Below are 22,207 nucleotides of genomic sequence, written 5' to 3' on the forward strand. Positions count from 1 at the left end.
CACTTCGACCGACTGCGTGAATGACCGTTTTGGGGGGTGGGCTCAACGGGTGAACGCAACACATTAGTCTTTTGTCAAAAGATGGAGTGTGGGGCATGAAGCAGCGACGTCTTATCTACTACTCGGCAGCTCTGCGATCTGAGATTTGGGATCGCTGGCAGGCTTGGCGAATCGATGAGTTACGGTTTGATCGAGAGTCCTCGTCGGTCTTTTCGGTGATCTCGCCAACCGGTGGCATTCGCCCGGCCGACCGGCAACGGGCCCAAGCGGCGCTTAACCTCGGTGAGCGAGAAGAGATTTCTCGAGGGCTCAGTAAGCATTGTTCGTTCGTTGCGTTCGATCGCGCGCCGGTTGGGTCGCTCGCCATCCACGATCAGCCGTGAAGTCCGCCGCAATGGTGGGCCGGATCGGTATCGGGCTGCACGGTCCGATCAGGCCGCCTGGGATCGGGCTCTGCGCCCCAAGCTATGCAAGCTGGCTTGCCGCCCGTTCCTGAGCCGGACAGTATCTGCCAAGCTGCAGCGGAAATGGTCACCCGAGCAAATTGCCGGTGGCTCAAGCGCAGCTATCCGGGAGAGCCGAATAATCAGGTGTCATACCAAGAGTCATGGAGTTTGACCGACGTGCGCCCACTGCCGCATTCCGATTGATGTGATGGTTTCGGGCGCAGCGAGGAGCTTCTGCCAAGCCTCGCAGGCGGCGTCGATGATGGCGTCGTAGTCGTCGAAGACGCGGTTTGAGAGCCTTCTGCCGCAGATATTGCCAGACGTTTTCGACCGGGTTTAGTTCCGGAGAGCGCGAGGGCAGGAAGATCGCCGTCATGTTTTTCGGCATCCTGAGATTGGCTGCGGTGTGCCATCCGGCACGATCCATGACGAGCACAGCGTGTGCGTCCTTTTCAACATGGCGGCTGATCTCGTCGATATGGCGTTGCATGGCCTCGGTGTCGGCAAAGGGCAGAGCCAGAGCGGCCCCGGCGCCGCGCGCCGGGCAAATCGCACCAAACAGATACGCACTCTTGTAGCGCTGATCGGCCGGCTGGCGGGGCCGGGTGCCGCGCCTCGCCCATTGCCGCACGATGCCGTTCTTCTGGCCGATGCGGGCCTCATCCTGGAACCAAAGTTCCACCTTCGTGCGCGGCGGCAGGTCGCAAAGATGCGCCTTCAGCGTGCGTGGCCAGTTTTTTTGAACTCCTCGACAATATGGGCATCCTGGCCCGGATGATGTGGGCGCGCACTGATGTGCGAGAAGCCGAGCTTGTGCAGGAGTTTCCCGACATAGCGCGCGTCGTAGTCCACGCCGAAGCGCTCCTTGATGACGCGCTTCAGGTCGATGCGCCGCCAGCGCACAACGCCGTCAACGGCTCGGTCCGGCCCCGTCTCCACCATCGCAGCCAATTCGCTCTGCTGCTCTGGCGACAGCCGCGACAGCGGACCAGGCGACCACTGATCGAGAAGACCGTCGGGGCCTGCAGCATTGAACCGGTGCACCCAGTCGCGCAGCGTCTGCCGATCCATCCCGCCGATCCGCGCCGCATCGGTTCGGTTCATCCCGTCCAGAACCGCCGCGATCGATAATAGCCGGCTGCTCTGCCGCACATCCTTCGAAGCCCGCGCAAGGCGTCGAAGTTCGCTCGCCGAATAGTCATCCCGTAATTTCACCGCTGAACCCATCGCCGAATCTCCTTCGGCATCAGGGAATCACGGTCCGCCTGCGACACAAAATCACGAAAGAGTCAGCGCCCGAGACCGTTGGTATCACACGAGACGATCTATCGAAGCCTGTTCATCCAGGCGCGTGGGGTGTTGACAAAGGAGCTGCTTGAGCACCTTAGAGCCAGGCGCACCATCCGCCGCTCCAAACACGCCAGCCTGAAGCGGAACGGGCTTGGCCAGATCAAGGATGCGGTCTCCATCAGCGAAAGGCCTGCGTCCGTTGAAGATCGTGCGGTCCCTGGCCATTGGGAGGGTGACCTGATCGGTGGATCCCGCAACAGCTATGTCGCGACGCTGGTCGAGCGTCACTCGCGCTATGTGATGCTGGTCAAGGTCGCCAACAAGGATACCGAAAGCGTCGTCTCGGCACTGATCAAACAGGCGGGGAAGTCGGCGAACTGTACCAGTCGTTGACCTGGGACCGAGGCAAAGAGCTCGCCGACCACCAGCGCCTGACATTGGCCTCCGACGTCGAGGTCTACTTCTGCGATCCTCGATCGCCATGGCAGCGCGGCTCGAACGAAAACACCAACCGCTTGCTGCGCCAATATCTGCCGCGTGGGACCGACCTATCCCTGCATAGCCAAGCCAAGCTCAGCGCGATCGCACGACAGCTCAACGAGAGGCCACGAAAGACCTTGCTCTATCAAACCCCAGCAGACAAGTTCGCCGAGTGTGTTGCAGCGATCAGTTGAACCCGCCACTGCCCTTTGTCAGAGAGCGAGTGTGTGAGAGCCTCAAGTGCCTTGTCGACTTCGTCGCTAGACCGGCATGATTACGTTCTGTTACATCGGCAGGCCTATATTGTTGGAAAAAGCGTACCACTCGTTGTAGTGGGCTGCGGTAAGCCGAGACCAATGGTCGAATGCCGCTTCCGGGCTTGGAAAGCGCCAAATTTCCACGGTCTGGAAATCATGCTGTCCGCGAATGTGATAGCGGCCAAGGGTTTCGGCGCCGGCCTCGGACGACTGCGCCGCAATGGCCTGCCACGCCGCGGCCTGCGCGCGTTTCTCGTCGGCGGAAAGCTTATACCAATGCGGTCGCGGCCGGGCATAGTGGATCCAGATACTTGCATCGTTCATGGTGAAACTCTCTACCTGATCACCGCATCTAACTGGGTGACGCGACCTATGATGTGGCGGGAGGTGGTGAACATGAAATCGGACGCGTGTTCGTGGCCGCTGATCGCTACGTCGATGATTTCGGGCGAGGCGGCCTCCCAGATGCCGAGATGGTGCCAGCCATGGGCCCAATCGAGCCGATGCCGCCCGGCGATATTAATGTTGAACCCGAGATCGCCCTTGAACGCGACATCGCATTCGGCATCGTAGTTGCGCCGCTCGTCGGGCGAGGCGGCCGACCAGGCATCATTCCACTCCCAGAGAGCCAGGAACCCCCATGAGCGGTCGATCGGTTCGCCGATACCGGCCACGACCGCAAACTCGCGAGGGCCAAGCAGCCACTCGGTGGTGAAGAGCCGAGCCCAGCCGGCCTGCTCCAGCCGCACAGTCCCGCGCAGCGCTGCAGCAAGGCTCGGGGCTTCGAATACCCCGGCGATGTCGACATCATGGGCAAAGCCGGTATCGAGCACGAAGGCGTTCGGGCTAGCTTCGGCGTCGAACATCTTGCGGATCGAGAGATGCCACCCCTCCCCCGCCAGTTGCTTGAGCACCCCCAGCACGCCATCGGCCGCGGCCGCATCCGTCTCGCCCGGTTCGAGCTGACGCTTCGCCAGGAACATTACAACGCAGCGTCCGGCGGTCTGCGCCGACGAAAAGACTTCGGTTTCACTGGTGAGTAGGGTCATGCGACACCTCGTGCCTTGGCGACCGCCTCCAGCAGCGCGGCGACGCGTCGCGGATCGACCGGGTTCCACCACAGCCCGTCTTCCTTGAGCCACTGCCCGATGATTGCGCCGTCGGCGGCGGCAAAGAGCTGCGGCACCTGCTCGGGGGATAGGCCTGAGCCGACGATCACCGGCAGATTGGTGCCGCCGCGCACCTCATCGACCTCCCGCCGCTCGGTGGGCGAGCCGGTGCGGGCGCCGGTGGCGATCAGCACGTCGGCATCGAACCATTCGGCATCTGTCGCCTGCTCGGCAATGCTGCGATCGGCAGTAATCGCGTGTGCGCCGAATTTGACATGTACGTCGGCAAAGATTGCGACATCACGCGCGTCGATCATGGCTCGATAACGCATGGCTTCGGGCGCTGCAGCGTTGAGCAGGCCTTCATTGGCGACATAGGCATTGGCCCATTGGTTGACGCGCACCCACTTCGCGCCTACGGCCTTGGCAACGGCTAGCGCCGGAATGGCGCCGTTGGCGACACAGGTGATGCCGATCGGCACATCGACCGCGCCGCGCACCTCCATGCACGCAGCGGTTAGCGCTGCCACGGTCTCGTGGCCAATATGCTCGGGCCGGCTGAATGGCATATCGCTGGCATTCTCGACGATGATGCCGTCGATGCCACCATCGGCGAGCGTCTTCGCGTCGCGCACCGCCGCTGCATAGACGTCGGTCATCGCCTCGCGGTCGTAGCGCGGGGCCCCGGGGAGCGAGCGCAAATGGATCACGCCGATGACCGGCTTGCGCACCGAAAAGATGGCGTCGAGGGCGTTCGGCTTGGCCGGCAGGACTTTCGTGTTTGGCATCTCAATCCTCGTGTTGCTCGTGAAGCCGGGAAGGTTCGGCGCGCGCCGCAAACGCCCGCAGCGTCTCGGGCGTTGGATAGGAAGCCTGGGCGCCCGGGTGTTCGCAGCTGAGAGCTGCGGCCAGCACCGCCGATGGCAGCGATTCGACCGCCGAACAACCGCGCAGTCGCTGGGCGATGAACCAGCCGGCAAGGCAATCGCCGGCGCCGGTGGTGTCGCGCACCACCGGCCGGACCGGACTTTCGATGGGGGTGTCGGCCCCGCCGCGCTCGACAAGCCGCACGCCTCTCGAACCGAGCGTCAGCACGACGGCGCCGACCCCCATTGCCAGCAGAGTCGCCGCGGGCGCGGTCCCGATCCGCCGAGCCGCCTGCTCGTTGCAGAACACCACAGCGGCCCCGGCAATCACATCGGCCAACGATGCAACGCCTGTGGCGAACGAGGCCGGCTCCAGATCGACAGACCACGGAATGCCCGTAGCGCGGCACCGTTCGACCAACCGAGACGCGGCAGTGCCGTAGACGGCCGTGTGTATCCAGGCGACTCCAGCCAGATCCACCGCCTCGATTTGGGCTACCGAGGGATACATCGAGACCCCTGGATCGAGCAGGAGCCGCTTTTCACCATGCGGCTCCAGAAGGATCACCACTTGGCAGGTCCGTCCTCCGACCTTTTCGCTTTCGACCTGGACGCCGACGCGTTCCAAGCTTGTGCGCGCGAACCGCGAACCGGCATCATCACCGGTTTGCATCAGCATTCGGGTCGAAGCCCCTGCCCGCGCGCACGCCACCGCCGCGTTGGCGACGACGCCGCCCGCCAATTCGCACGACGAGGTGACATGCACCTTCTCGTCGGGCGCCGGCACGTGGTCGATGACCAGAGTGAGATCGAGGCTGACGTCCCCGACGAACAGGGCAGTTGCGGCAGTCATGGAAGGAATCCTCAGGTGAAGGCTCAGGCGACGAAGCTTTCCATCGCCGCCTTGCCGACCGCCGCCACCTTGACCGGGTCTTCTGCCCAATAGTCCTCGTTCAGCAATTCCAGTGCCCAGTAGCCGTCATAGCCATGGGCCAGCAGACCGTCCCGGATCGCCTTGAGCTGCAGCGCGCCGTCCCCCGGCATCAAGCGGTGCTTGTCTTCCCAGCTATCGGGCCGCATGTCGGGCAGGTCGCAGATATGCACATGCAGCACTTGGCTCGGCCGCAGTGCCGAGATGTCGGCGAGCGTGCCACCACTGCGGATGAAGTGGAACACGTCGAAATTGATGCCGACTGCGGGATGGTCGACTTTCTCGACAAACTCCCGCGTCTCGTTGAGTGCTGCCAGAAGGAATGGCCCAATCGGCGGATTGAGGCTCAGCGCCTCGACGCCGATGGCAACGCCATGTGCCTGCGCCAGATCTGCCGCCACCCTCACGTTCCGTATAGCGCCCTCGACCCACTCCTTGCCGGCGACGCCTCGGCCCGGATCGGCGCCGATGCCGAGGCAGCGGATGCCAAGCTCTTCGCACATCAGGATTTGCCGCTTAAGCGAAACCATGTAAGCGTCGAAATCAGCCCCACGCGCCAGGAACAGGCCCGGTCCAGTTGGCGCAAGGCCAATCGCGGCGACCGGCGTCAGGCCGCTTTTGGCCAGGAGTGCCTTGAGGTCGACAAGGCTGTGGGCGGTCAGATATTTATCGGCCTTCTCGATCGAGAGCTCCACGGCTGTCCAGCCGGTTGCGGCAAACGCCTTGAAATCGGTTTCGAGGTCGGTCGGGAATGTGGTGATTTCCGAAATGCTAATCTTCATGTCATTCTCCGGGGAACGCTTCGCCTAAGCCGGGCAGTCGGTGTCAATCGAACTCGCCCGGCGCACGCATGGATGGGACAGTCGTGGTTCGCGTCAGGCCATGTAGCGCGACAGCGTCTTGTAGCCGAGGGTCAGTCCGAACTCGTCGCGGCCGTAATTGCCGACCACGTCGGCCTCGCTCTGATGCTCGGTAAAGGCCGCGGTGTTGGCGAACACGTCGTCTTCGTGCTCGATGTCGAGATTACCTTTATAGCCCGAGTCATAGAGGGCGGTGATGAGCTTGGGCCAATCGACTTCACCCCAGCCGGGGGTGCGCGCGCGCGGCCAGCCATGCGCCATGACGTGACCCTGGAAGGTCGTCGCCGAGCCGAGGATGCTCACCCGGCTCATGATGTCGCGGCGTATCTCGAGATCCTTGGCGTGGACATGGAAGATCTTTTTGGCGTACTGCCGGATCGCTGCGATGTAGTCGATGTGCAGCCAGATGCAGTGCGAGGGATCGAACTCGAGCCCGAGGTTTTCGGAAGGTACCAGCCGGAATATTTCGTCCCAGAGCTCGGGGCTATAAGCGATGTTGTCGCCGGTGCCAGTCATGAAGTCGTGCATCGGGCAATTCTCGATGGCAACCCGGATGCCCTTCTTTTCCGCCAAGTCCATGAGCGGGGAAAATACCTCCTTGAACGGCGCAAAGCTTTCGTGAACTGGACGCGACTTGCGACGACCGGCAAAGGTCGCGACCACGCCAACTTCCATGCGCTCGGCAAGTCCGATGACCTGCTTGAGGTAGCGCTGTGCTTCCTTGCCGGCGGTCTCATCTTCGCTCAGAACGTTGGGGTAGTAGCCAAGCGCCGAAATCTCGATGTTCTTGGACGCCAGATCGCCCTTGATCTCCGCAATCCGACCATCGGTGATCGTATCGGCGTTCAGCGATGATTGGGGCCAGGCAGAGAGTTGCAGGGATGTGAAGCCGGTGCGGTGCGCAAACGCAGACACCTGCTCTGAGTAATCGGTAAAGAATCCTAGTCGCATATTGGTCCTCGTGATATGGGGAGAGTTAGACGGCTCCCGCAAGCGCGTGAGCCGCCCCGCCGGTTCAAAAGCTGATGACGCCCTTGATGTACGTTTTGTCCTTACTGTGATCGAAGAGGCGCTGGGCTTCGTCCATCGGCGCGCGGTGGGTGATGAGGTCAGCCATGTTGAGGGCGCCGCACTTGAGCAGACCGACCGTGCGGTAAAAGATCTGCGTGAAATCGGTGGCAATCATCGGCGAGGCGTTGAGGACGCGGATGCCACGCATGTGCCAAAGCGTGCCGTCGACGGTGGCCGCACCTTCCTGGTGGCCGAACATCACAAGGGTACCGCCGACGCGGACCAACTCGCTGGCGCGCTTTAGACCCGACGCGCTGCCCGAGGCTTCGAACACCACATCGCACGGTCCACCTTCGAACCCCGGTACGACATACTGATTGGGCATCGGGCGCGCCGGGGCGAATTTCGCTATCTGGGCGACGACGTCGTTCGCATCGGACCGCAGCGCTTCGTCGGCACCGTTGCGGAGCGCTTGCTCAAGACTGAAATCGCGAAGCGCCAGGGCAATCCGCAGCCGCGCCGGTGAATGGCGCAGGCATTGCAGGAGCCCGAGCCCCATGAAGCCGCAACCGACAACGGCCACCACATCATCGGGCTGAATCGCGGCGACGGCGACGCCGTTGACGCAGCAGGCGATCGGCTCCACCACCCAGCGGCTCCAGTCCTCGACCGGACCGGGAATCAACATCGCCTGGGATTCCTTGGCGACAGTGTGGGTGCTGAAGCGCTCCTGGCCGAGCAGCGCCACTGCATCGCCAATTTTGAAGCGGGTCACTTCAGCGCCGACCACCTCCACTTCACCCGCAGCCTCATGGCCGGCAAAGGCTGGAAAGCTTTCGGCTCTATCGCTGTGGAAAAGGGAGACATCGCCGTGGCAAACCCCGCATGCTCGTACCCTGACGCCGATTTCGTCCGGACCGGGAGCGGCAATGGTCCTCTCCTTGATTTCCACCGTGCCTTTGAGTGGGAAATGCAGTGCTTGCGACTTCATGATGGTCCTCGAAATGCGGCCTGACGGTCGGTGTGGAAAACGGCGGGGGTCACGAAAGGCCAGCGTTGGCCCCTCCACGTCTTGCCAGCGCATCGACTGAAACCGCAATGAGCAGGACGATTCCTGTGACGACGTAGCGGGTCGCTGCCGAGAGGCCGAGAAGGCCCATGCCGTTGTCGATCATGGCAATGACGAGACCGCCAAGTATAGCGTGGACGGCCTTGCCGCGTCCGCCGAACAGACTGGTACCGCCGATGACGGCCGCGGCGATGCTGTAAAGCACGAGAGTACCGCCATCGAGATTGGTCGAAACCGAGCGAAGTCTCGAGGCATAGATGATGCCGGCCACCGCGCCCATCAAGCCGGAGATGCCGAACACGAGGACGCGCGCCCTGCCGACCGCTATGCCGGCGCGCCGGGCGGCCTCGGCGTTGCCGCCGATGGCGTAGATGTAGGTACCAAAGGCCGTGCGATTGAGCAGAACGGTCCACGTTATAACGAAGAACAAAAGGATGAGCACAATCCAAGGAACCCCGGTCACGGGCGCGAAATTGCCGCGATTGACACTGCAGAGCCCGACAATGGCGATGGCCAGAGCCGCGACGAGCCCGATGCGCACATACGTCATTAGCGGCGCACGCACGGCGTTTCCATTGCGGCGGCGGTTTCGGTCGGCTATCAGGTTATCGGCGGCAAACAGCACGATGAGACAGGCGGCGATAATCCAGCCGATCGTTGATGGCATCACGCCGTTGGCAAGACTGACGATTACAGGATCCTGGATCGGTACGGTGCCGCCATTGCCGAGGATGATGAGCATCACCCCGTTCCAGGCCAGCAGCCCCGCCAGTGTCACGACGAAGGACGGCAGCCGCACAATGGTGATTATCAGTCCGTGGAAAATGCCTATGGCAGTTCCCGCGAGCAGACCGCAAGCAATGCCGGTATACCAAGGGTTGCCGGCGTCTCCATAAATTAGCGTCGCCACGATGACGCCCGCCACTCCGCCAATAAAGCCGATCGACAGGTCGACTTCTCCGATCAGCAGCACGAAAACCATGCCCATCGCGAGCAGCATATAGACAGCGCCCTGCACCATGAGATTGACCAGATTGCCCGGTGTCAGAAAATTGCCGTTCAACGCCTGGAAGATTACGGCGAGAATGACGAGCCCTACCAGCACCGGCAGCATGCCCATGTCGCCTGAACGCATCCCGGCAAATGTTTCGACGAATGCCAACCGCCGCGCCCTAGGCAGCGGTTGCGCTCCGCCATCGATGTTCGACGATAGTTCTTGGATGGGTGTCAATTTTCTATCCCCGACGTGGATGACTGGGCCGCTGCGCCGGCCTGGCGCAGCGCATCACTGGCAAGCTCGCCGCGCAGACGGCCGGTGGTGATGAGTTCGACCAGTTGCTGGCTGTCGACTTCGTCACGCTGCACCTGGGTGACAAGACGCCCGAGCCTGAGGACGGCGATGCTGTCCGAAACACTGAGGACGTCCTCGAGGTTGTGGCTGATCAGCAGCACCCCGAGGCCGCGCTCGGCGAGCCTCCGCACCAGGGCGAGCACCTGCTTGGTCTGGGCGACGCCCAAGGCGGCGGTCGGCTCGTCGAGCACCACGAGCTTGGAATTCCACATGACCGCCTTCGCGACGGCTATCGATTGCCGCTGGCCGCCCGACAGGCTGGCCACGGGTTGGCGCACCGATTTCACCGTCGTCACCGATAGGCCCGTCAGCACGTCGCGGGCAGCGACCTCCATGGCATTGTGGTCGAGCAGGAAGCCGCGTTTTCGCTCACGTCCGAGAAACATGTTCTGGACGACATCGAGATTGTCGCAGAGCGCCAGATCCTGGTAGACGAATTCGATCCCCACGGCCGAGGCGGCCTTCGGATTGGCGACCTTGACCGGCTGGCCCTCCCAACTCATCTGACCGCTGTCGGCCTGATAGATGCCGGCGATGCACTTGATCAGTGTCGACTTGCCGGCGCCGTTGTCGCCGACAAGGGCAGTCACGGATCCGGCCTTGATGTCGAGATCGACGCCCAGCAGCACCTGCACGGCGCCAAAGCTCTTCTTGATATCTCGCAAACTCAGCAATGTCGGCGCGCTCATCGGCAGCCTCGTGTCGGTTGGTCGAAAGACGGGACGCGGCGCGCGCGCCCCGTCCGCAATTTACTGGATGCCGGCGGCCTTGCACACGTCGGCGAAGCCGCTCACGCAGAGCTCCTTGGGATCGACAAACTTGTCGGCCACCACTGTCTTCGCCATGTTGGCGGTGGTGACACTGACCGGCTCCAGCAGGATCGAGGGGACCTTGTGGCTTTGCGCATCGTATTCGCCGTTGACGAGCTTGGCACCCGGAGTCTGGCCGGCACGTAGGATCACCGCCACCGCCGCGGCAGCCGCGACCTCGCGATAGATTGGCTTATAGACCGTCATGCACTGATACCCGGCGAGGATGTTCTGCAAGCCTTGGACGGTTGCGTCCTGCCCCGTCGTCGGGAAGCTGCGAGGCGCCACCCCATTGTTCTTGAGCACCGCGATGGCCGACTGCGCGAGCCCATCATTGGCGCTCAGTGTCGCATTGATTTCCGGATGGGCCTGCAGCGCCTGCTCGAACATAGTGAGCCCGACCTGGTTGTCCCAGTTGGGCACGCGCACCGCGCCCACTTTCACCGCCGTCTTGGCATCATAAAGCTTGCCGAGCACCGAATCGTAACCCTGCTCAACCAGTGTGGCATTGTTGTCGGTGGGCGAGCCGCCGAGGTGGAAAATTTTCGGCGTCTTGACATTCCAGTCTGCGATGCACTGCTCCAGCCCTTCGGCCATGCGCACCCCTACATTCTTGTTGTCGAAGCTGACATAGAACTTGGCCGAGCCATTGAGCGTCAGCCGGTCGTAGTCAATCGTGGCAACGCCCTTCGATTCGGCATCGGCCTGAATGGCGGCGCCGCTGCCGGAATCGAGATTGGTGATGAGCAGCACGCTGGCGCCGTCGGTGATGGCCTGCTCGGCCTGGGTGCGCTGGGTCTGCGGCATGCCTTGTGCGTTGCTGATGATGTAGTCGTTAGGCGTCAGCCCCATCTGCTTGAAGGCCCGTTCGAAGCCGGGCGCATCTACCGTTGCCCAGCGCGCGCTGGAACGGGTATCGGGCAGCAGAACCGCGATCTTGCCCTTGCCGGCTGCCGCCACATCCTTAAGCGCGTCGAGGCGCCCGAAAATATCGGCCGGACCGCCAGTGGTGAAGTCGGTGGCGGCCAGGTCGACCGGCTTTGGCTGTTCAGCAAGGCCAGCCCCTGTCATGGCAAGCACCAAAGCCGAGACCAGCGGCAAGCACGTAGCTGATTTCTTGGTATTCACACTGGGCATTTCATTCTCCTCCTCGCTTAAAAATAGTTTGTTTAATGCCTAACCGAATTAAATAGGTCTGCTATTTCGTTGTCAAGAGGTCTGGCGCGCAGACCAATCGAAATGTAAAAGAATCAATTTCTCGACGGGAACACGGGACTGAAGGAGCACGAAGGCAACGAATGAGCGGCAGGAGGCGCATGACGAATTCGAACGGCGAGACACAGACCCAGCCGGCTGACCAAAAGACGGTCCGACGCCACAATATGGGCCTCGTTCTCAACAACATTGCCAACGGCGGCCGGCGCTCGCGTGCCAGAATTTCGACCGAGACGGGCCTCAATCCGTCCACAGTTTCCAGCCTGATCGCCGATTTGATCGAGCGCGGCCTGTTGCTTGACGTGGGAGCCGAGCAGGACGGCTCGGTCGGCCGGCCGGGCCGTGCACTCGAACTCAATCCGGATGGCGGCGCAGCGCTCGGTATCGAGATCAGCGATGACGGGATCGGCGTGCTGGCGCTCGATCTTGCCGGCACGCCACGCTACCGTTCCTATTTCAGCCAATCGAACAAGGGCCTGAAGCCTGAAGACGTGGTGCGTCAGCTAGCCGAGATGACCAGAGAAGCGCTGACCTGTTTCAAGGGCAAGAACCTGAAGACCGCGTGCACCATGGCGCTGCCAGGCCTGATCGGACCTAGCGGCGAACTGCTCGAGGCGCCCAACATAGAGTGGCATCAAGTCCCCATTCTCGATTTGTGGCGTGAATTTTCCGGCCCCCTGCCCTTAGCGACGGAGAACGAGGCGCGCCTTGCAGCCTATGCCGAAATGACCAGCGGAATCGCCCGCGATCTGCGTACTTTCTTCTATGTATCGGGTGGAACGGGGTTGGGCGGCGGCATCGTCCTCGATCGCAAGATTTTCCGAGGCGCGCATGGCTTTGCCGGTGAATTCGGGCATATCACCATCGAGCGCAACGGGCCGAGTTCAGAGTGGGGCGCACGTGGTACGGTGCAGACCCTCGCCGGCGAACGCGCCCTTGCCGAACTCGCCCAATCGGCGCCCCAAGATCGGTCCGATCGCAGCGATCCTGATTGGATCGGCCGCCAGATCGCGGCGCGCGCCGCGAAGGGCGAGCGGACTGCGCTGGAGGCGCTGCAGCAGGTCGGCCATGCGCTTGGCGTCGGCATCGCCGTCGTCTCCAACCTCTTCGACATGGAGGCGATCGTGCTGGGCGGTTATTTGACGCATTTGGGCGAATGGCTGCGCGGGCCGATCGAGCAGGAACTGTTGGCCGGCGTCATTTCGCAACGCTGGGCTCATTCGCCGGTACTGTTCTCCACCATGGGACGCGAAGCCGCCGTGCAGGGTGCGGCAACCTGGTCGCTCAATGCTATCCTCGACCGCGCCGGGCACGAAGATCTCGCCGAAATGTGGTGAGGCTGCGTCGGCTTCGATCGACCGATCACCACCTGCCCCGTTCTCCACAGACCATATCTGAAGCGCGAATTACGCTGTCATTATCGGCGGTAGTTGAATTCGGCCCGACTTGATTGCCGAATGGGAAACCGCTCGCTTGGAACGATTCGTCCTTGACAGCCAGTGTGCCCGTTATAATTTGATGTCGCATCCAATTAATTATGAAGGAAGGGAACGGGAGTGAGAATATGAACAAATCTTATGGACCTAAAATCGGCCTGCTTTCGGGCGCCGCATTTTCGCTTGCGCTGGGCCTCGGCGCACCTGCATCATTGGCGCAAACGGCCGTGGGCCTTAAAGTGACGGATTTCGCCGTTGGCGGACCGGAGGACGTCTTCAGCAAGCTCAATCAGTTGAAGGATCTGGCGGCGGCCGGCAAGGGCAAAATCGCCGTTCTGCTGCCCGATACCCGCTCTAGTACGCGGTGGATGACCGCCGATGCGCCCGGCTTCGAACGGGCCTTCAAGCAGATGGGGCTGACGCCTAACGACTACATCATCAGCAACGCACAAGGCATGCCGCAGACCCAGCGTACCCAGGCCGAGCAGGCCATCACCGATGGCGCTAGCGTGCTGCTCATCACCAATCTCGATTCCGGCAGCGGCGCCGCCATTCAGGCCGACGCGGAATCAAAAGGCGTTGTCGTTATAGATTACGACCGGTTGACGCTCAACGGCTCGGCCAAGTTCTACGTCAGCTTCGATAACCAGAACGTCGGCGAGCGCATGGCGCAGGGTCTGGTGAAGTGCATCGCCGACTGGGGCGTCAAGTCGCCGCAAATCTACGAACTCGGCGGTTCCCCCACCGACAACAACGCCACACTCGTCGAAGCTGGCTACAATTCGGTGCTCGAGCCGCTGTACGGCGACGAAACTGCCACAAAAATCGGCGCGGTACGCGTGCCCAACTGGGATAATCAGGCCGGGCTCACCATGTTTCAGCAGGCGTTGCAGGCCAATCCGCAGATCAATGCCGTCCTCTCCGCCAGCGACGGGCTGGCACAGTCAGTGATCTCGGTGTTGAAGAACGCCGGCGTCGCGCCGCGCACTGTGCCGACCACCGGGCAGGACGCCATCCTGTTCTCCCTGCAGAACATTCTTGCCGATTACCAGTGCATGACCGTCTACAAGCCCATCTATCGAGAAGCAGCGGCGGCGGCCGCGATAGCGGTGATGATCAGGGCGGGCGAGACACCGGGACTCAACCTCATCAATGGCGAATATGACGCCGAGACCCACAAGGTGCCGTCGATCCTTCTTGACCTAGTGACTGTCGACAAAACCAACATGGCGGCGACAGTCGTCGCCGACAAATTCGTCGATCCAACGGATCTCTGTGCCGGTGAGTTTGGCAAGCTGTGCGCGGAGAACGGCATCAAACATTGATCTTGGAGTTCTTTCCTCAACCCATTGTCGAGGGCAACGCGTCGCGTCTGGGTATCTACCTCGCAGGCGCGGCACGGCCGATATTGACAGCACAAGCAAGGATCTTTTCGTGACCGACGAGATATCGCGCCGCAACGCCACACTCCGGGCAATCGTCACCGGTGGAACGCAAGGTGTAGGTTTTGCAATCGCCCGGCGACTGGCCTGCGAAGGCTCGCCAGCCCTGGTGATCGCCGGCCGCGACGCTACGCGCGGAGCCGCGGCGGCAATGGCGCTGTCCGAACTGGGGACCCAGTGCCGTTTCGTGCGTGCCGACGTTTCGGTAGCCGATGACTGCTACCGCCTCGTCGATGTGGCGCTAGCCGAATTCGGCAGCATCAACGGGCTCGTCAACGCCGCCGGAACGGCCGAACGCAGCACGTTGCTAAACACCAGCCTCGATCAGTGGGACGCCCATTTCAACACCAATGCGCGGGGCCCGTTCCTCCTGATGCAACGGCTCGTCGCGAATCTGGTCGACACTGGGCAATCCGGCAGCATTGTCAATATCGTCTCGATGGCGGCGCATTGCGGAGGGCCCATGGTCACTCCCTATTCGGGTTCGAAAGCGGCGCTGGCAAATTTGACTAAAAATGTCGCCAACGCATTTGCCCGCAAACACATCCGCTGCAATGGCATTCTCGCCGGCTGGATGGATACTCCCGGCGACGACGCAATCCAGCGCAAACTCCACGGTCACGGCGATGGTTGGCAGGAAAGCGTTGCCGGATCGCTGCCAATGGGCCGTCTCGCCCGGCCGGAGGAACTCGCCGGCCTTGCCGCCTATTTGTTGAGCCCCGATTCCGGCGTGATGACCGGCGCGCTGATCGACTATGACCAGAACGTGCTCGGAGCCTGAATGCGCATGACCGCGACACCGGACATCGTCATCATCGGTTCGGGCATCGGTGGCGCGACTCTGGCCGCCGGTCTGGCTGGCTGCGGCGCCAATGTGGTGATCCTCGAGCGCGGCGAGCGGCTGCGGGACAGTCCGCAAGCGCGTAATGCCCGCGCCATCTTCATCGACAAATACTTTCGCACCAATGAGCGCTGGCGCGATTCGCGCGGTCGTCAGGTGCAGCCCAGTCACTATTATTGCGTTGGCGGCAATTCGAAGTTTTACGGCGGCATACTCGTACGCTATCGCCGCGAGGATTTTGGCGAAAAGCGGCACTTCGCCGGCATCTCGCCCGCTTGGCCATACCCTTACGAGACGCTTGAGCCCTGGTACTGCAGAGCCGAAAAGCTGTATAAGGTGCGTGGCACGCTCGGTGAGGACCCGACAGAGCCGTTTCATTCCCGCCCATACGACTATCCGCCGGTCCCCGATGAGCCGGCAATCGCGTATTTCCGCAGCAAGCTGGCAGCCAACGGCCTGCATCCTTCGTCATTGCCGCTGGGCATCGACATCGATGCCTGGCTGGCACGCGGCCAGGACCCCTGGGACGCCTATCCCGACACTACAGGTGGCAAGATGGACGCCGAAAGCTGCGGGCTCAGTGCCGCCCTCGCCGATCCCGACATCCGCATGATGACCGGCGCCCGGGTCGAGCGGCTCGAACTTGCCGCCGATCGCAGAACTGTCAGGGCCGTGCATTACCGCCAAGACGGCGAGTTGAAGGTGATGATGCCCAAGCTGGTAGTGTTGAGCGCCGGCGCGATCAATTCAGCTGCGCTGCTCCTGCGATCAGGAGGGGTCGCGAACAGTTCGGACCAAGTCGGCCGCAACTTCATGAACCATAACGGCGCCGCGCTGCTGGCAATCGATCCCCGGCGCCGCAATGACGCGGTCTATCAAAAGACAATCCAGTGCAACGATTTCTACTTCGGCCAAGGTGGCGACACACGGCCGCTGGGCAATTTGCAAATGATCGGCAAGATCTCGGCCGATATGCTGCAATCAGGAATGAAATTCGTGCCGAGGCCGATGCTCGATTATATCGCGCGGCACTCCGTCGATTGCTTCGTAATGAGCGAGGATCTACCCGATCCCGAAAGCCGGGTGACGGTGAACGGCGACGAGATCAGCCTCAATTGGCAACGTACTAACGTGGAGGCCCTGCGGCGGCTGATTGCAGTGGTCCGCCGCCGGTTGCGCCAATGCGGCTACCCGATCGTTCTCACGCAGCGATACACTGAAGAAAATCCCGGACATCAGTGCGGCACAGTCCGCATGGGCAGCGATCCAAGCACTTCCCCTCTGGACACCTTCTGCCGCTCGCATGACCACGGCAATCTGTTTGTAGTCGACGGCAGCTTTTTTCCCAATTCCGCGGCGGTAAATCCCTCGCTGACGATTGCTGCGCAAGCGTTGCGGGTTGCGGATCATATTCGTACGACGCTCGCCTGAGCGGTTCGATGGCGTGAGTGTCGCCGCGAATTGTTAGCATCGCTCGGTCCACCACAGTCGTTTTGCTCACGGAGACGACGATGGCGTAGAATGGGCGATCACGATCGAAGGAAGAATAAGTTCGGGGAACTTTCACGGCCGAGATCAATGGCGAGCTTCGGGATCGACGCGTGCAGGACTTCGCGAACCAATGCCCTACGCGGTAAAGGGGCAATGGGGCTTGTCACGTTATTGGAAACAGGTTGGACGGAAGCATTCAGAGCGGATTTCAAGCGAGCGCGCCGGTGACGGCTTTCCACTCGGCCATTGCGGAGTCGGAACAAGAGCAGTTCGAAATCGTACGCCAAGGTCGAACGGAGTAGGAACGTTATGCGGCACGCCGTAGCCCAGCCGGGTGACGGAGTGACCTGAAGCCTTCTGGGAGATGTTGCTCGCTGTCCCAGGTGTAGATGCCCGTCAGGTTGATATGCTCCCAACTCAGCGGCGAGATATGCTTCAAAAACGGATCCGGAATGTTCCTTCCCGCTCGTTTCATCTGTGTGACCGCGCGGTCAAGATAGACCGTATTCCAGTGCACGATCGCACTGACGACGAGATTGAGCCCGGACGCGCGGAAGGCCTGGCTCTCGAACGATCGGTCACGGATCTCACCGCGCTCGTGGAAGAAGACCGCGCGCTTCAGCTTGTGTGCAGCCTCCCCCTTGTTGAGACCGGCCTGACAGCGCCGGCGCAATGCCGGACTTGAATACCACTCGATCATGAAGAGGGACCGCTCGATGCGACCGATTTCGCGTAGAGCCCTGGCAAGCTGGCTTTCCTTCGGGGATGCTGACAGCTTCTTCAGGATCGTGGATGGCAGGACGGACCGCGTGGTGATCGACGCCGCCAGATGTGTCAAACGGCTTCCAAAACTGACCCTCGATCGGCGTCCAATTTTGACCCCCTTCTGTAATGCGCGGCGGTCAGCGTTCGCCCGGGCGGAGCTGGTCAGGGTTGCGCAGCCCGGGCGAACGCGGATGGCGCTTGGCAGCTTGACGGGGTGATCAGGCGCGGTTCTTGAAGCGCCAGGATTCGTTTCCGGTCTCGATGATCTCGCAATGATGGGTGAGACGGTCGAGCAGCGCTGTCGTCATCTTGGCGTCGCCGAAGACGGCGGGCCATTCTCCGAACGCCAGGTTGGTGGTGACGATGATCGAGGTCCGTTCATAGAGCCTGCTGATCAGGTGGAAGAGCAATTGCCCGCCGGCCTGGGCAAAGGGCAGATAGCCGAGTTCATCGAGCACGACGAAGTCGAGCCGGGTGAGGTAGTCGGCGATACGGCCCTGCTTGCCGCCGCGGTGCTCGGTCTCGAGCCGGTTGACGAGATCGACGACGTTGAAGAAACGGCCACGTGAGCCGTTGCGGATCAGGGCGCGGGCAAGAGCGATTGCCAGATGCGACTTGCCGGTTCCGGTGCCGCCGATGAGCACGGCGTTGCGCTGGTCGGCGACGAAGGTGCCGTTGGCAAGGTCCCGGACCAGCACCTCATTGACCGGCGTGCCGTCGAAGTCGAACTCATCGATGTCCTTGGCGATCGGCAGCTTGGCGACGGTGAGCTGGTATTTGATGGAGCGGGCCTGCTTCTCGGCAATCTCGGCCGAAAGCAGATCGCCGACGATCCTCGGCGGCTCGTGCTGGCGCTTGATGCCTGTCGCCATGACCTCGTCATAGGCGCCCCGCATCCCGTAGAGCTTCAGCGTGCCCATCAGTTCCAGAACCTGCGTGCGTTCCATCAACTTGCCCTCCTGAGGCTGTCGTAGCGGGCGCAGTCGGCTTGCGGTTCGTGCTGCAGGCGAAGAGCGTCCGGGGTGAGAATGGTGACTGCCGGCGCCGGATCGCGCCGCCGCGCCAGGATGTTGATGATGACGGCGGATGAGCAGACATTCTGATCGAGCGCGTCCTGGCAGGCAGCCTCCACGGCATCGATGCCGTCGGTCAAAACCGTGGCCAGGATCGTCACCATCTGCCGATCGCCGTCATGCGCCGCCTTCAATCTCCGCCGCACCCGCTCCATTGCCGGTGGCAGAGCCCAGTCCCGGAATGGCGCGCCGTTGCGCAGCGCACCGGGCTTGCGGGCAAGTACAGGGACGTAATGCCAGGGATCGTAGACCGTCTCGTTCCGCCCGAAGGAGCGGGCATGTTCGGCGACGACCACGCCGTCCTGGCGGATGACGATCCTGTCGGCATAGGCATGGATCTCGACCGGGCGGCCGACGGCCGTCGACAGGACAGAGTATTTGTTGGTGTCGAAGCGAACCGTGCAGGTCTTCGACACCGGGGCCGGCACCGTATGGAATCCGTCGAAGGGGCCGCGATATTCGACCAGCTTGCCGCGCTCTTCCTCGAACACGTTCCAGATCGTTCGTTCCGGTTGCTCGACGTGACGGTGCGCCTTGGCGTAGGCGACGCACTTGTCCTGCAGCCAGGCGTTCAGCTCCTCATAGGTCTTGAAGCGCAGCCTGGGCGTGAAGAAGCGCTCGCGCACCAGCCCGACCTGGTTCTCGACCTGACCCTTCTCCCAGCCCGACGCTGGCGTGCAGGCGACCGGCTGCACCAGATAATGGCTGCACATCTGCAGGAGGCGGCGATTGTATTGGCGGTCCTTGCCAACAAAGATCGTTTCCACCGCCGTCTTCATGTTGTCGTAGATGCCGCGCGTGCAGGCGCCGCCGAAGAAGGCAAAGGCCCTGTCATGGGCGTCGAACACCATCTCCTGCGTCTCGCGCGGATAGGCCCTGACGAACATCATGCGGCTGTGGCAGAGCCGGACATGGGCGACCTTCACGGTCACCGTCACGCCGTTGATCAGGACGATCTCGTGGCTCCAGTCGAACTGGTAGGCCTCGCCCGGCGCGAAGAACAGCGGCACATAGGCGTCCGCCGTAGCCGACCCCTGCGCCTTCGCCCAACTCTTCGCGTAGCGGCGGACGGCGTCATAGCCACCCTCGTAGCCGAGACTGCAAAGCTCTTCGTAAATCCGGATTAGTGTCAGTTGCTCGCGCGCCGCCTTGCCACGGTTGCCATTCAAAAACCCGTCAAGCTGATCCTGCCACGGACCGATCTTCGGCTTGGGCTGCCGCTCGCGTTCGTAGGAGAACGATGTCTCATTGGATCTGAGAATCTTGCGGACCGTGTTGCGCGACACATGCAGTTCGCGGCAAATCCGCTTGAGCGACCATCCTTGCACATGGAATGCGCGCCGAACCCGGGCAATCGTATCCACCGACTTCATCCCCACACCATCCGCTCGCCACGACGAGCTGATGGTCGCAAAATCAAAGCATCAGGGGGGTCAAAATTGGACGCCGATTCCCCGGCTTATGGGGTCAATTTTGCACGCCGATTCACAGCCAGATGGAGCAGGTCGTCCCAATGATCGAGGATCAGGGTGGCGTTGATCGGTGCCCCGATATGGTTCGACAGCGCCGGATATGCATCGCCTTTCTCGAACGTGTGGAACTTCCGGTCCTTGAGGTTCCGCAACCGCGGTGCGAACCGCTTTCCGATCAGGGCGAATAGCCCGAGACGTGATCGCTTGCGCCGCCTGTATCGGTAAAGTGTTCCTGGATGTCGAGGATCGTGTCCTGATCGAATAGCCCATAGAGCACATAGGCCGCCTCGCTTTCGGTCGGGCTGATGGGCAGAATGCTGAAGTAACCATATTGATCTGACAGATGGCTATAGAACTTTGAGCCCGGCTCGCTGCCATAGTGTAGATTGACGTCGCCGCGCTTGGCCGCTCGATCGCTCGCCCGAAAGAACTGCCCGTCCGATGACGCGGTCGTTCCATTACCCCAAAGTCGGGCATGCGGGTGACGAGTGTGCGCATCGGTGATGCATGCTTGCGCCGCACGATATGTCTCCGAGCGGGCGTGGAATGTGCGCATCCAGCCGATCTGGTGCGCGCTGATCCCTTTGGATGCGCTCGCCATTCGCTTCGGACCGAGGTTGGTCGCATCGGCCAGCACGCCGGGTAGCATGGCCGAGACATTTCTTGGGACGTCACCGGTGCGAACATGCGTGAAGTGGTCGGCAAACCCAGTCCAATCGTGCACTTCCCTCAACAGGTCTGGCACTTCAACCATTGGATACATATCGCTGATCTCGGCATTCAGTTCCTCGGTCGCCGCCGGAACCTCGCCAGCAGTTGGCGTAACGATCAACGTTCCGGCCTCAAGACGAACACCTTCGAGCTTCCCGGATCGCGCTCTGTGCGCCAGGCGCTTCAGGTTGAAGTCGAGCATTTGACGCGCTTCGGCAAGCCACTGCGCGCCGCCACCTTGGACGCCCAACCCGAGACGATCCTCCTCCTTCAGTGTGGTGAATGTCGCCCGCCGCATGAGATGCTCGTCGATCGGCCGGAAAGATCGGCTGCCGTCGACCCAAATGTCCGCAGATCTAAGCCGGTCTCGCAAAGCCGCGAGCGTGGCGATCTCGTAGAGACGGCGATCAGGCTTTCCTCGTTCGAAGATGAGCCGTCGATCAGTTGGGCTGAGGTGGGTGATCGGGACGCGATCCGGGAGTGTCCGCCGCTTTTCGGCATAGAGCCGTTTCAGCAGCGCAATTGCCGCGAGGAGCGGATCGTGTCGCCGCGCCGATTGGAACGTGAACGCCTGCAGAAACGCGCCCGCAAATTTGCTTACGGTCGCATATTGCTCACCCGCCACGACCAAGGGCGACGCCTCGTTGTCCTCGACCATCGACTCGAGTTCAGGCTTCATGCGTAGCAGCCGGTGCCAGCCGACCTTCTGGTCGAGAACCTCCAACGCGTTCCGACCATAATCGTTCGCGGACTGCAGGGCAGTGATCGTATCGAGGAACATGCGCAGCGCCTTGGCGGTAACTGGTCTGCAGTCCATGTGTCGCTGCTTCTTTCGGTTATTGGCTTGCGAGAACAGCCGACCCATCAGCTTGATGAACATCGTCACCGCATCGTCGGTGAGCTTCTGGCCGAGCTTGATGACTTGGGCCACGATCAGAGCGTGCCGACGGCTGGCATTGAAGTCATTGGCCAGCCAGGCCGGCGTGGCATTGCCCTCCCGGATCATCTGGTCCCACCGTCCCGACGATATGCGCGCCTGCAGTTTCGGATCGATTTCCAGCGCGCGCAGGAAGGCAACTCTTTCTGTCAGCCCGACCAGGTTCGACGCACCCGGCGCTTCTGGCGCCGAGCGCAGCCAATGAAAGCGGGTTTGGCCGATCGACGGGTCAACCTCTAACAGCCTATCCAATGATTGAAGCGTATCGAGCGGGATGTCTTCAATCAGAGTTCTCTCCGCCCGTCGGCGGGCTATCGCACGGCCGCCAAGGCCGATCCGTTCGAT

At 61.8% G+C, this 22,207-nt stretch carries 17 protein-coding genes and 5 pseudogenes; 7 read left to right on the forward strand and 15 right to left on the reverse strand.

Annotated features, from left to right (window positions below):
* Nucleotides 1-95: 95 nt before the first annotated feature.
* Nucleotides 96-383: a hypothetical protein gene (locus LB556_RS30235; protein ID WP_224571135.1), complete on the forward strand. Its 288-nt coding sequence runs from the start codon at nucleotides 96-98 to the stop codon at nucleotides 381-383.
* A complete protein-coding gene (locus LB556_RS32130; RefSeq protein WP_224571124.1) occupies nucleotides 283-618 on the forward strand; it encodes a helix-turn-helix domain-containing protein in 336 nt (111 codons plus the stop codon). Before LB556_RS30235 ends, LB556_RS32130 begins: the two co-directional genes overlap by 101 nt.
* Here LB556_RS32130 and LB556_RS30245 read toward each other — a convergent pair.
* Nucleotides 606-1,673, reverse strand: a pseudogene (locus tag LB556_RS30245) (IS630 family transposase). The gene LB556_RS32130 and the pseudogene LB556_RS30245 overlap by 13 nt on opposite strands.
* Before the next feature lie 81 nt (nucleotides 1,674-1,754).
* Between LB556_RS30245 and LB556_RS30250 the strand changes: the two are divergent.
* A pseudogene (locus tag LB556_RS30250) lies at nucleotides 1,755-2,410 on the forward strand (IS30 family transposase); the annotation flags it as partial.
* A gap of 90 nt (nucleotides 2,411-2,500) precedes the next feature.
* On the opposite strand, the gene LB556_RS30255 reads toward LB556_RS30250, so the two are convergent.
* The 10 genes from LB556_RS30255 to LB556_RS30300 all read right to left on the reverse strand — a co-directional run bounded on the left by LB556_RS30255 (nucleotide 2,501) and on the right by LB556_RS30300 (nucleotide 11,616).
* A complete protein-coding gene (locus LB556_RS30255; protein WP_224571125.1) occupies nucleotides 2,501-2,797 on the reverse strand; it encodes a hypothetical protein in 297 nt (98 codons plus the stop codon).
* Nucleotides 2,798-2,808: 11 nt separating this feature from the next.
* Nucleotides 2,809-3,522, reverse strand: a complete 714-nt coding sequence (locus LB556_RS30260) for a hypothetical protein (RefSeq protein ID WP_224571126.1) — start codon at nucleotides 3,520-3,522, stop codon at nucleotides 2,809-2,811.
* Entirely contained in the window at nucleotides 3,519-4,370 is an 852-nt protein-coding gene (locus LB556_RS30265; RefSeq protein WP_224571127.1) for a BtpA/SgcQ family protein, read from the reverse strand. Before LB556_RS30265 ends, LB556_RS30260 begins: the two co-directional genes overlap by 4 nt.
* 1 nt (nucleotide 4,371) lies before the next feature.
* Nucleotides 4,372-5,301 carry a carbohydrate kinase family protein gene (locus LB556_RS30270; protein ID WP_224571128.1) on the reverse strand — a complete coding sequence of 310 codons (930 nt, stop codon included), beginning with the start codon at nucleotides 5,299-5,301 and terminating at the stop codon, nucleotides 4,372-4,374.
* Between the two features lie 23 nt (nucleotides 5,302-5,324).
* Entirely contained in the window at nucleotides 5,325-6,161 is an 837-nt protein-coding gene (locus tag LB556_RS30275) for a sugar phosphate isomerase/epimerase family protein (protein WP_224571129.1), read from the reverse strand.
* Between the two features lie 93 nt (nucleotides 6,162-6,254).
* Nucleotides 6,255-7,232, reverse strand: coding sequence for a sugar phosphate isomerase/epimerase family protein (locus tag LB556_RS30280; protein WP_140884380.1), 978 nt, complete (start codon nucleotides 7,230-7,232; stop codon nucleotides 6,255-6,257).
* Between the two features lie 22 nt (nucleotides 7,233-7,254).
* Nucleotides 7,255-8,241 carry a zinc-dependent alcohol dehydrogenase gene (locus LB556_RS30285; RefSeq protein WP_181167547.1) on the reverse strand — a complete coding sequence of 329 codons (987 nt, stop codon included), beginning with the start codon at nucleotides 8,239-8,241 and terminating at the stop codon, nucleotides 7,255-7,257.
* A gap of 49 nt (nucleotides 8,242-8,290) precedes the next feature.
* A complete protein-coding gene (locus LB556_RS30290) occupies nucleotides 8,291-9,550 on the reverse strand; it encodes a sugar ABC transporter permease (protein WP_224571130.1) in 1,260 nt (419 codons plus the stop codon).
* Nucleotides 9,547-10,359 (reverse strand): ATP-binding cassette domain-containing protein, encoded by an 813-nt coding sequence (locus LB556_RS30295; protein ID WP_140884384.1) that lies wholly within the window; start codon nucleotides 10,357-10,359, stop codon nucleotides 9,547-9,549. Before LB556_RS30295 ends, LB556_RS30290 begins: the two co-directional genes overlap by 4 nt.
* A gap of 60 nt (nucleotides 10,360-10,419) precedes the next feature.
* Complete coding sequence (locus LB556_RS30300) at nucleotides 10,420-11,616, reverse strand: sugar ABC transporter substrate-binding protein (protein ID WP_224571131.1); 1,197 nt, start codon at nucleotides 11,614-11,616, stop codon at nucleotides 10,420-10,422.
* A 179-nt stretch (nucleotides 11,617-11,795) separates the two neighbouring features.
* Here LB556_RS30300 and LB556_RS30305 point away from each other — a divergent pair, with 179 nt between their 5' ends.
* The 4 genes from LB556_RS30305 to LB556_RS30320 all read left to right on the forward strand — a co-directional run bounded on the left by LB556_RS30305 (nucleotide 11,796) and on the right by LB556_RS30320 (nucleotide 16,844).
* Nucleotides 11,796-13,031, forward strand: a complete 1,236-nt coding sequence (locus tag LB556_RS30305; protein WP_181167552.1) for an ROK family transcriptional regulator — start codon at nucleotides 11,796-11,798, stop codon at nucleotides 13,029-13,031.
* Between the two features lie 200 nt (nucleotides 13,032-13,231).
* On the forward strand, nucleotides 13,232-14,455 hold the full coding sequence (locus tag LB556_RS30310; protein WP_224571132.1) for a substrate-binding domain-containing protein: 1,224 nt from the start codon (nucleotides 13,232-13,234) through the stop codon (nucleotides 14,453-14,455).
* A 109-nt stretch (nucleotides 14,456-14,564) separates the two neighbouring features.
* Nucleotides 14,565-15,353, forward strand: a complete 789-nt coding sequence (locus LB556_RS30315; RefSeq protein WP_224571133.1) for an SDR family oxidoreductase — start codon at nucleotides 14,565-14,567, stop codon at nucleotides 15,351-15,353.
* Nucleotides 15,354-15,359: 6 nt separating this feature from the next.
* Nucleotides 15,360-16,844, forward strand: coding sequence for a GMC oxidoreductase (locus LB556_RS30320; RefSeq protein ID WP_140884440.1), 1,485 nt, complete (start codon nucleotides 15,360-15,362; stop codon nucleotides 16,842-16,844).
* 367 nt (nucleotides 16,845-17,211) lie between these two features.
* On the opposite strand, the pseudogene LB556_RS30325 reads toward LB556_RS30320, so the two are convergent.
* From LB556_RS30325 to LB556_RS30340, 4 genes and pseudogenes are all read right to left on the reverse strand, one after another.
* Nucleotides 17,212-17,742 (reverse strand): annotated as a pseudogene (locus tag LB556_RS30325) (Tn3 family transposase); the annotation flags it as partial.
* 145 nt (nucleotides 17,743-17,887) lie between these two features.
* Nucleotides 17,888-18,616: an IS21-like element helper ATPase IstB gene (gene istB / locus LB556_RS30330; RefSeq protein ID WP_123170692.1), complete on the reverse strand. Its 729-nt coding sequence runs from the start codon at nucleotides 18,614-18,616 to the stop codon at nucleotides 17,888-17,890.
* Nucleotides 18,549-20,115 (reverse strand): annotated as a pseudogene (istA, locus tag LB556_RS30335) (IS21 family transposase). The gene istB and the pseudogene istA overlap by 68 nt, the downstream one beginning before the upstream one ends.
* A gap of 110 nt (nucleotides 20,116-20,225) precedes the next feature.
* Nucleotides 20,226-22,207, reverse strand: a pseudogene (locus tag LB556_RS30340) (Tn3 family transposase); the annotation flags it as partial.

The organism is Mesorhizobium sp. ES1-4 (assembly GCF_020164745.1).
Classification (GTDB): Bacteria; Pseudomonadota; Alphaproteobacteria; order Rhizobiales; family Rhizobiaceae; genus Mesorhizobium.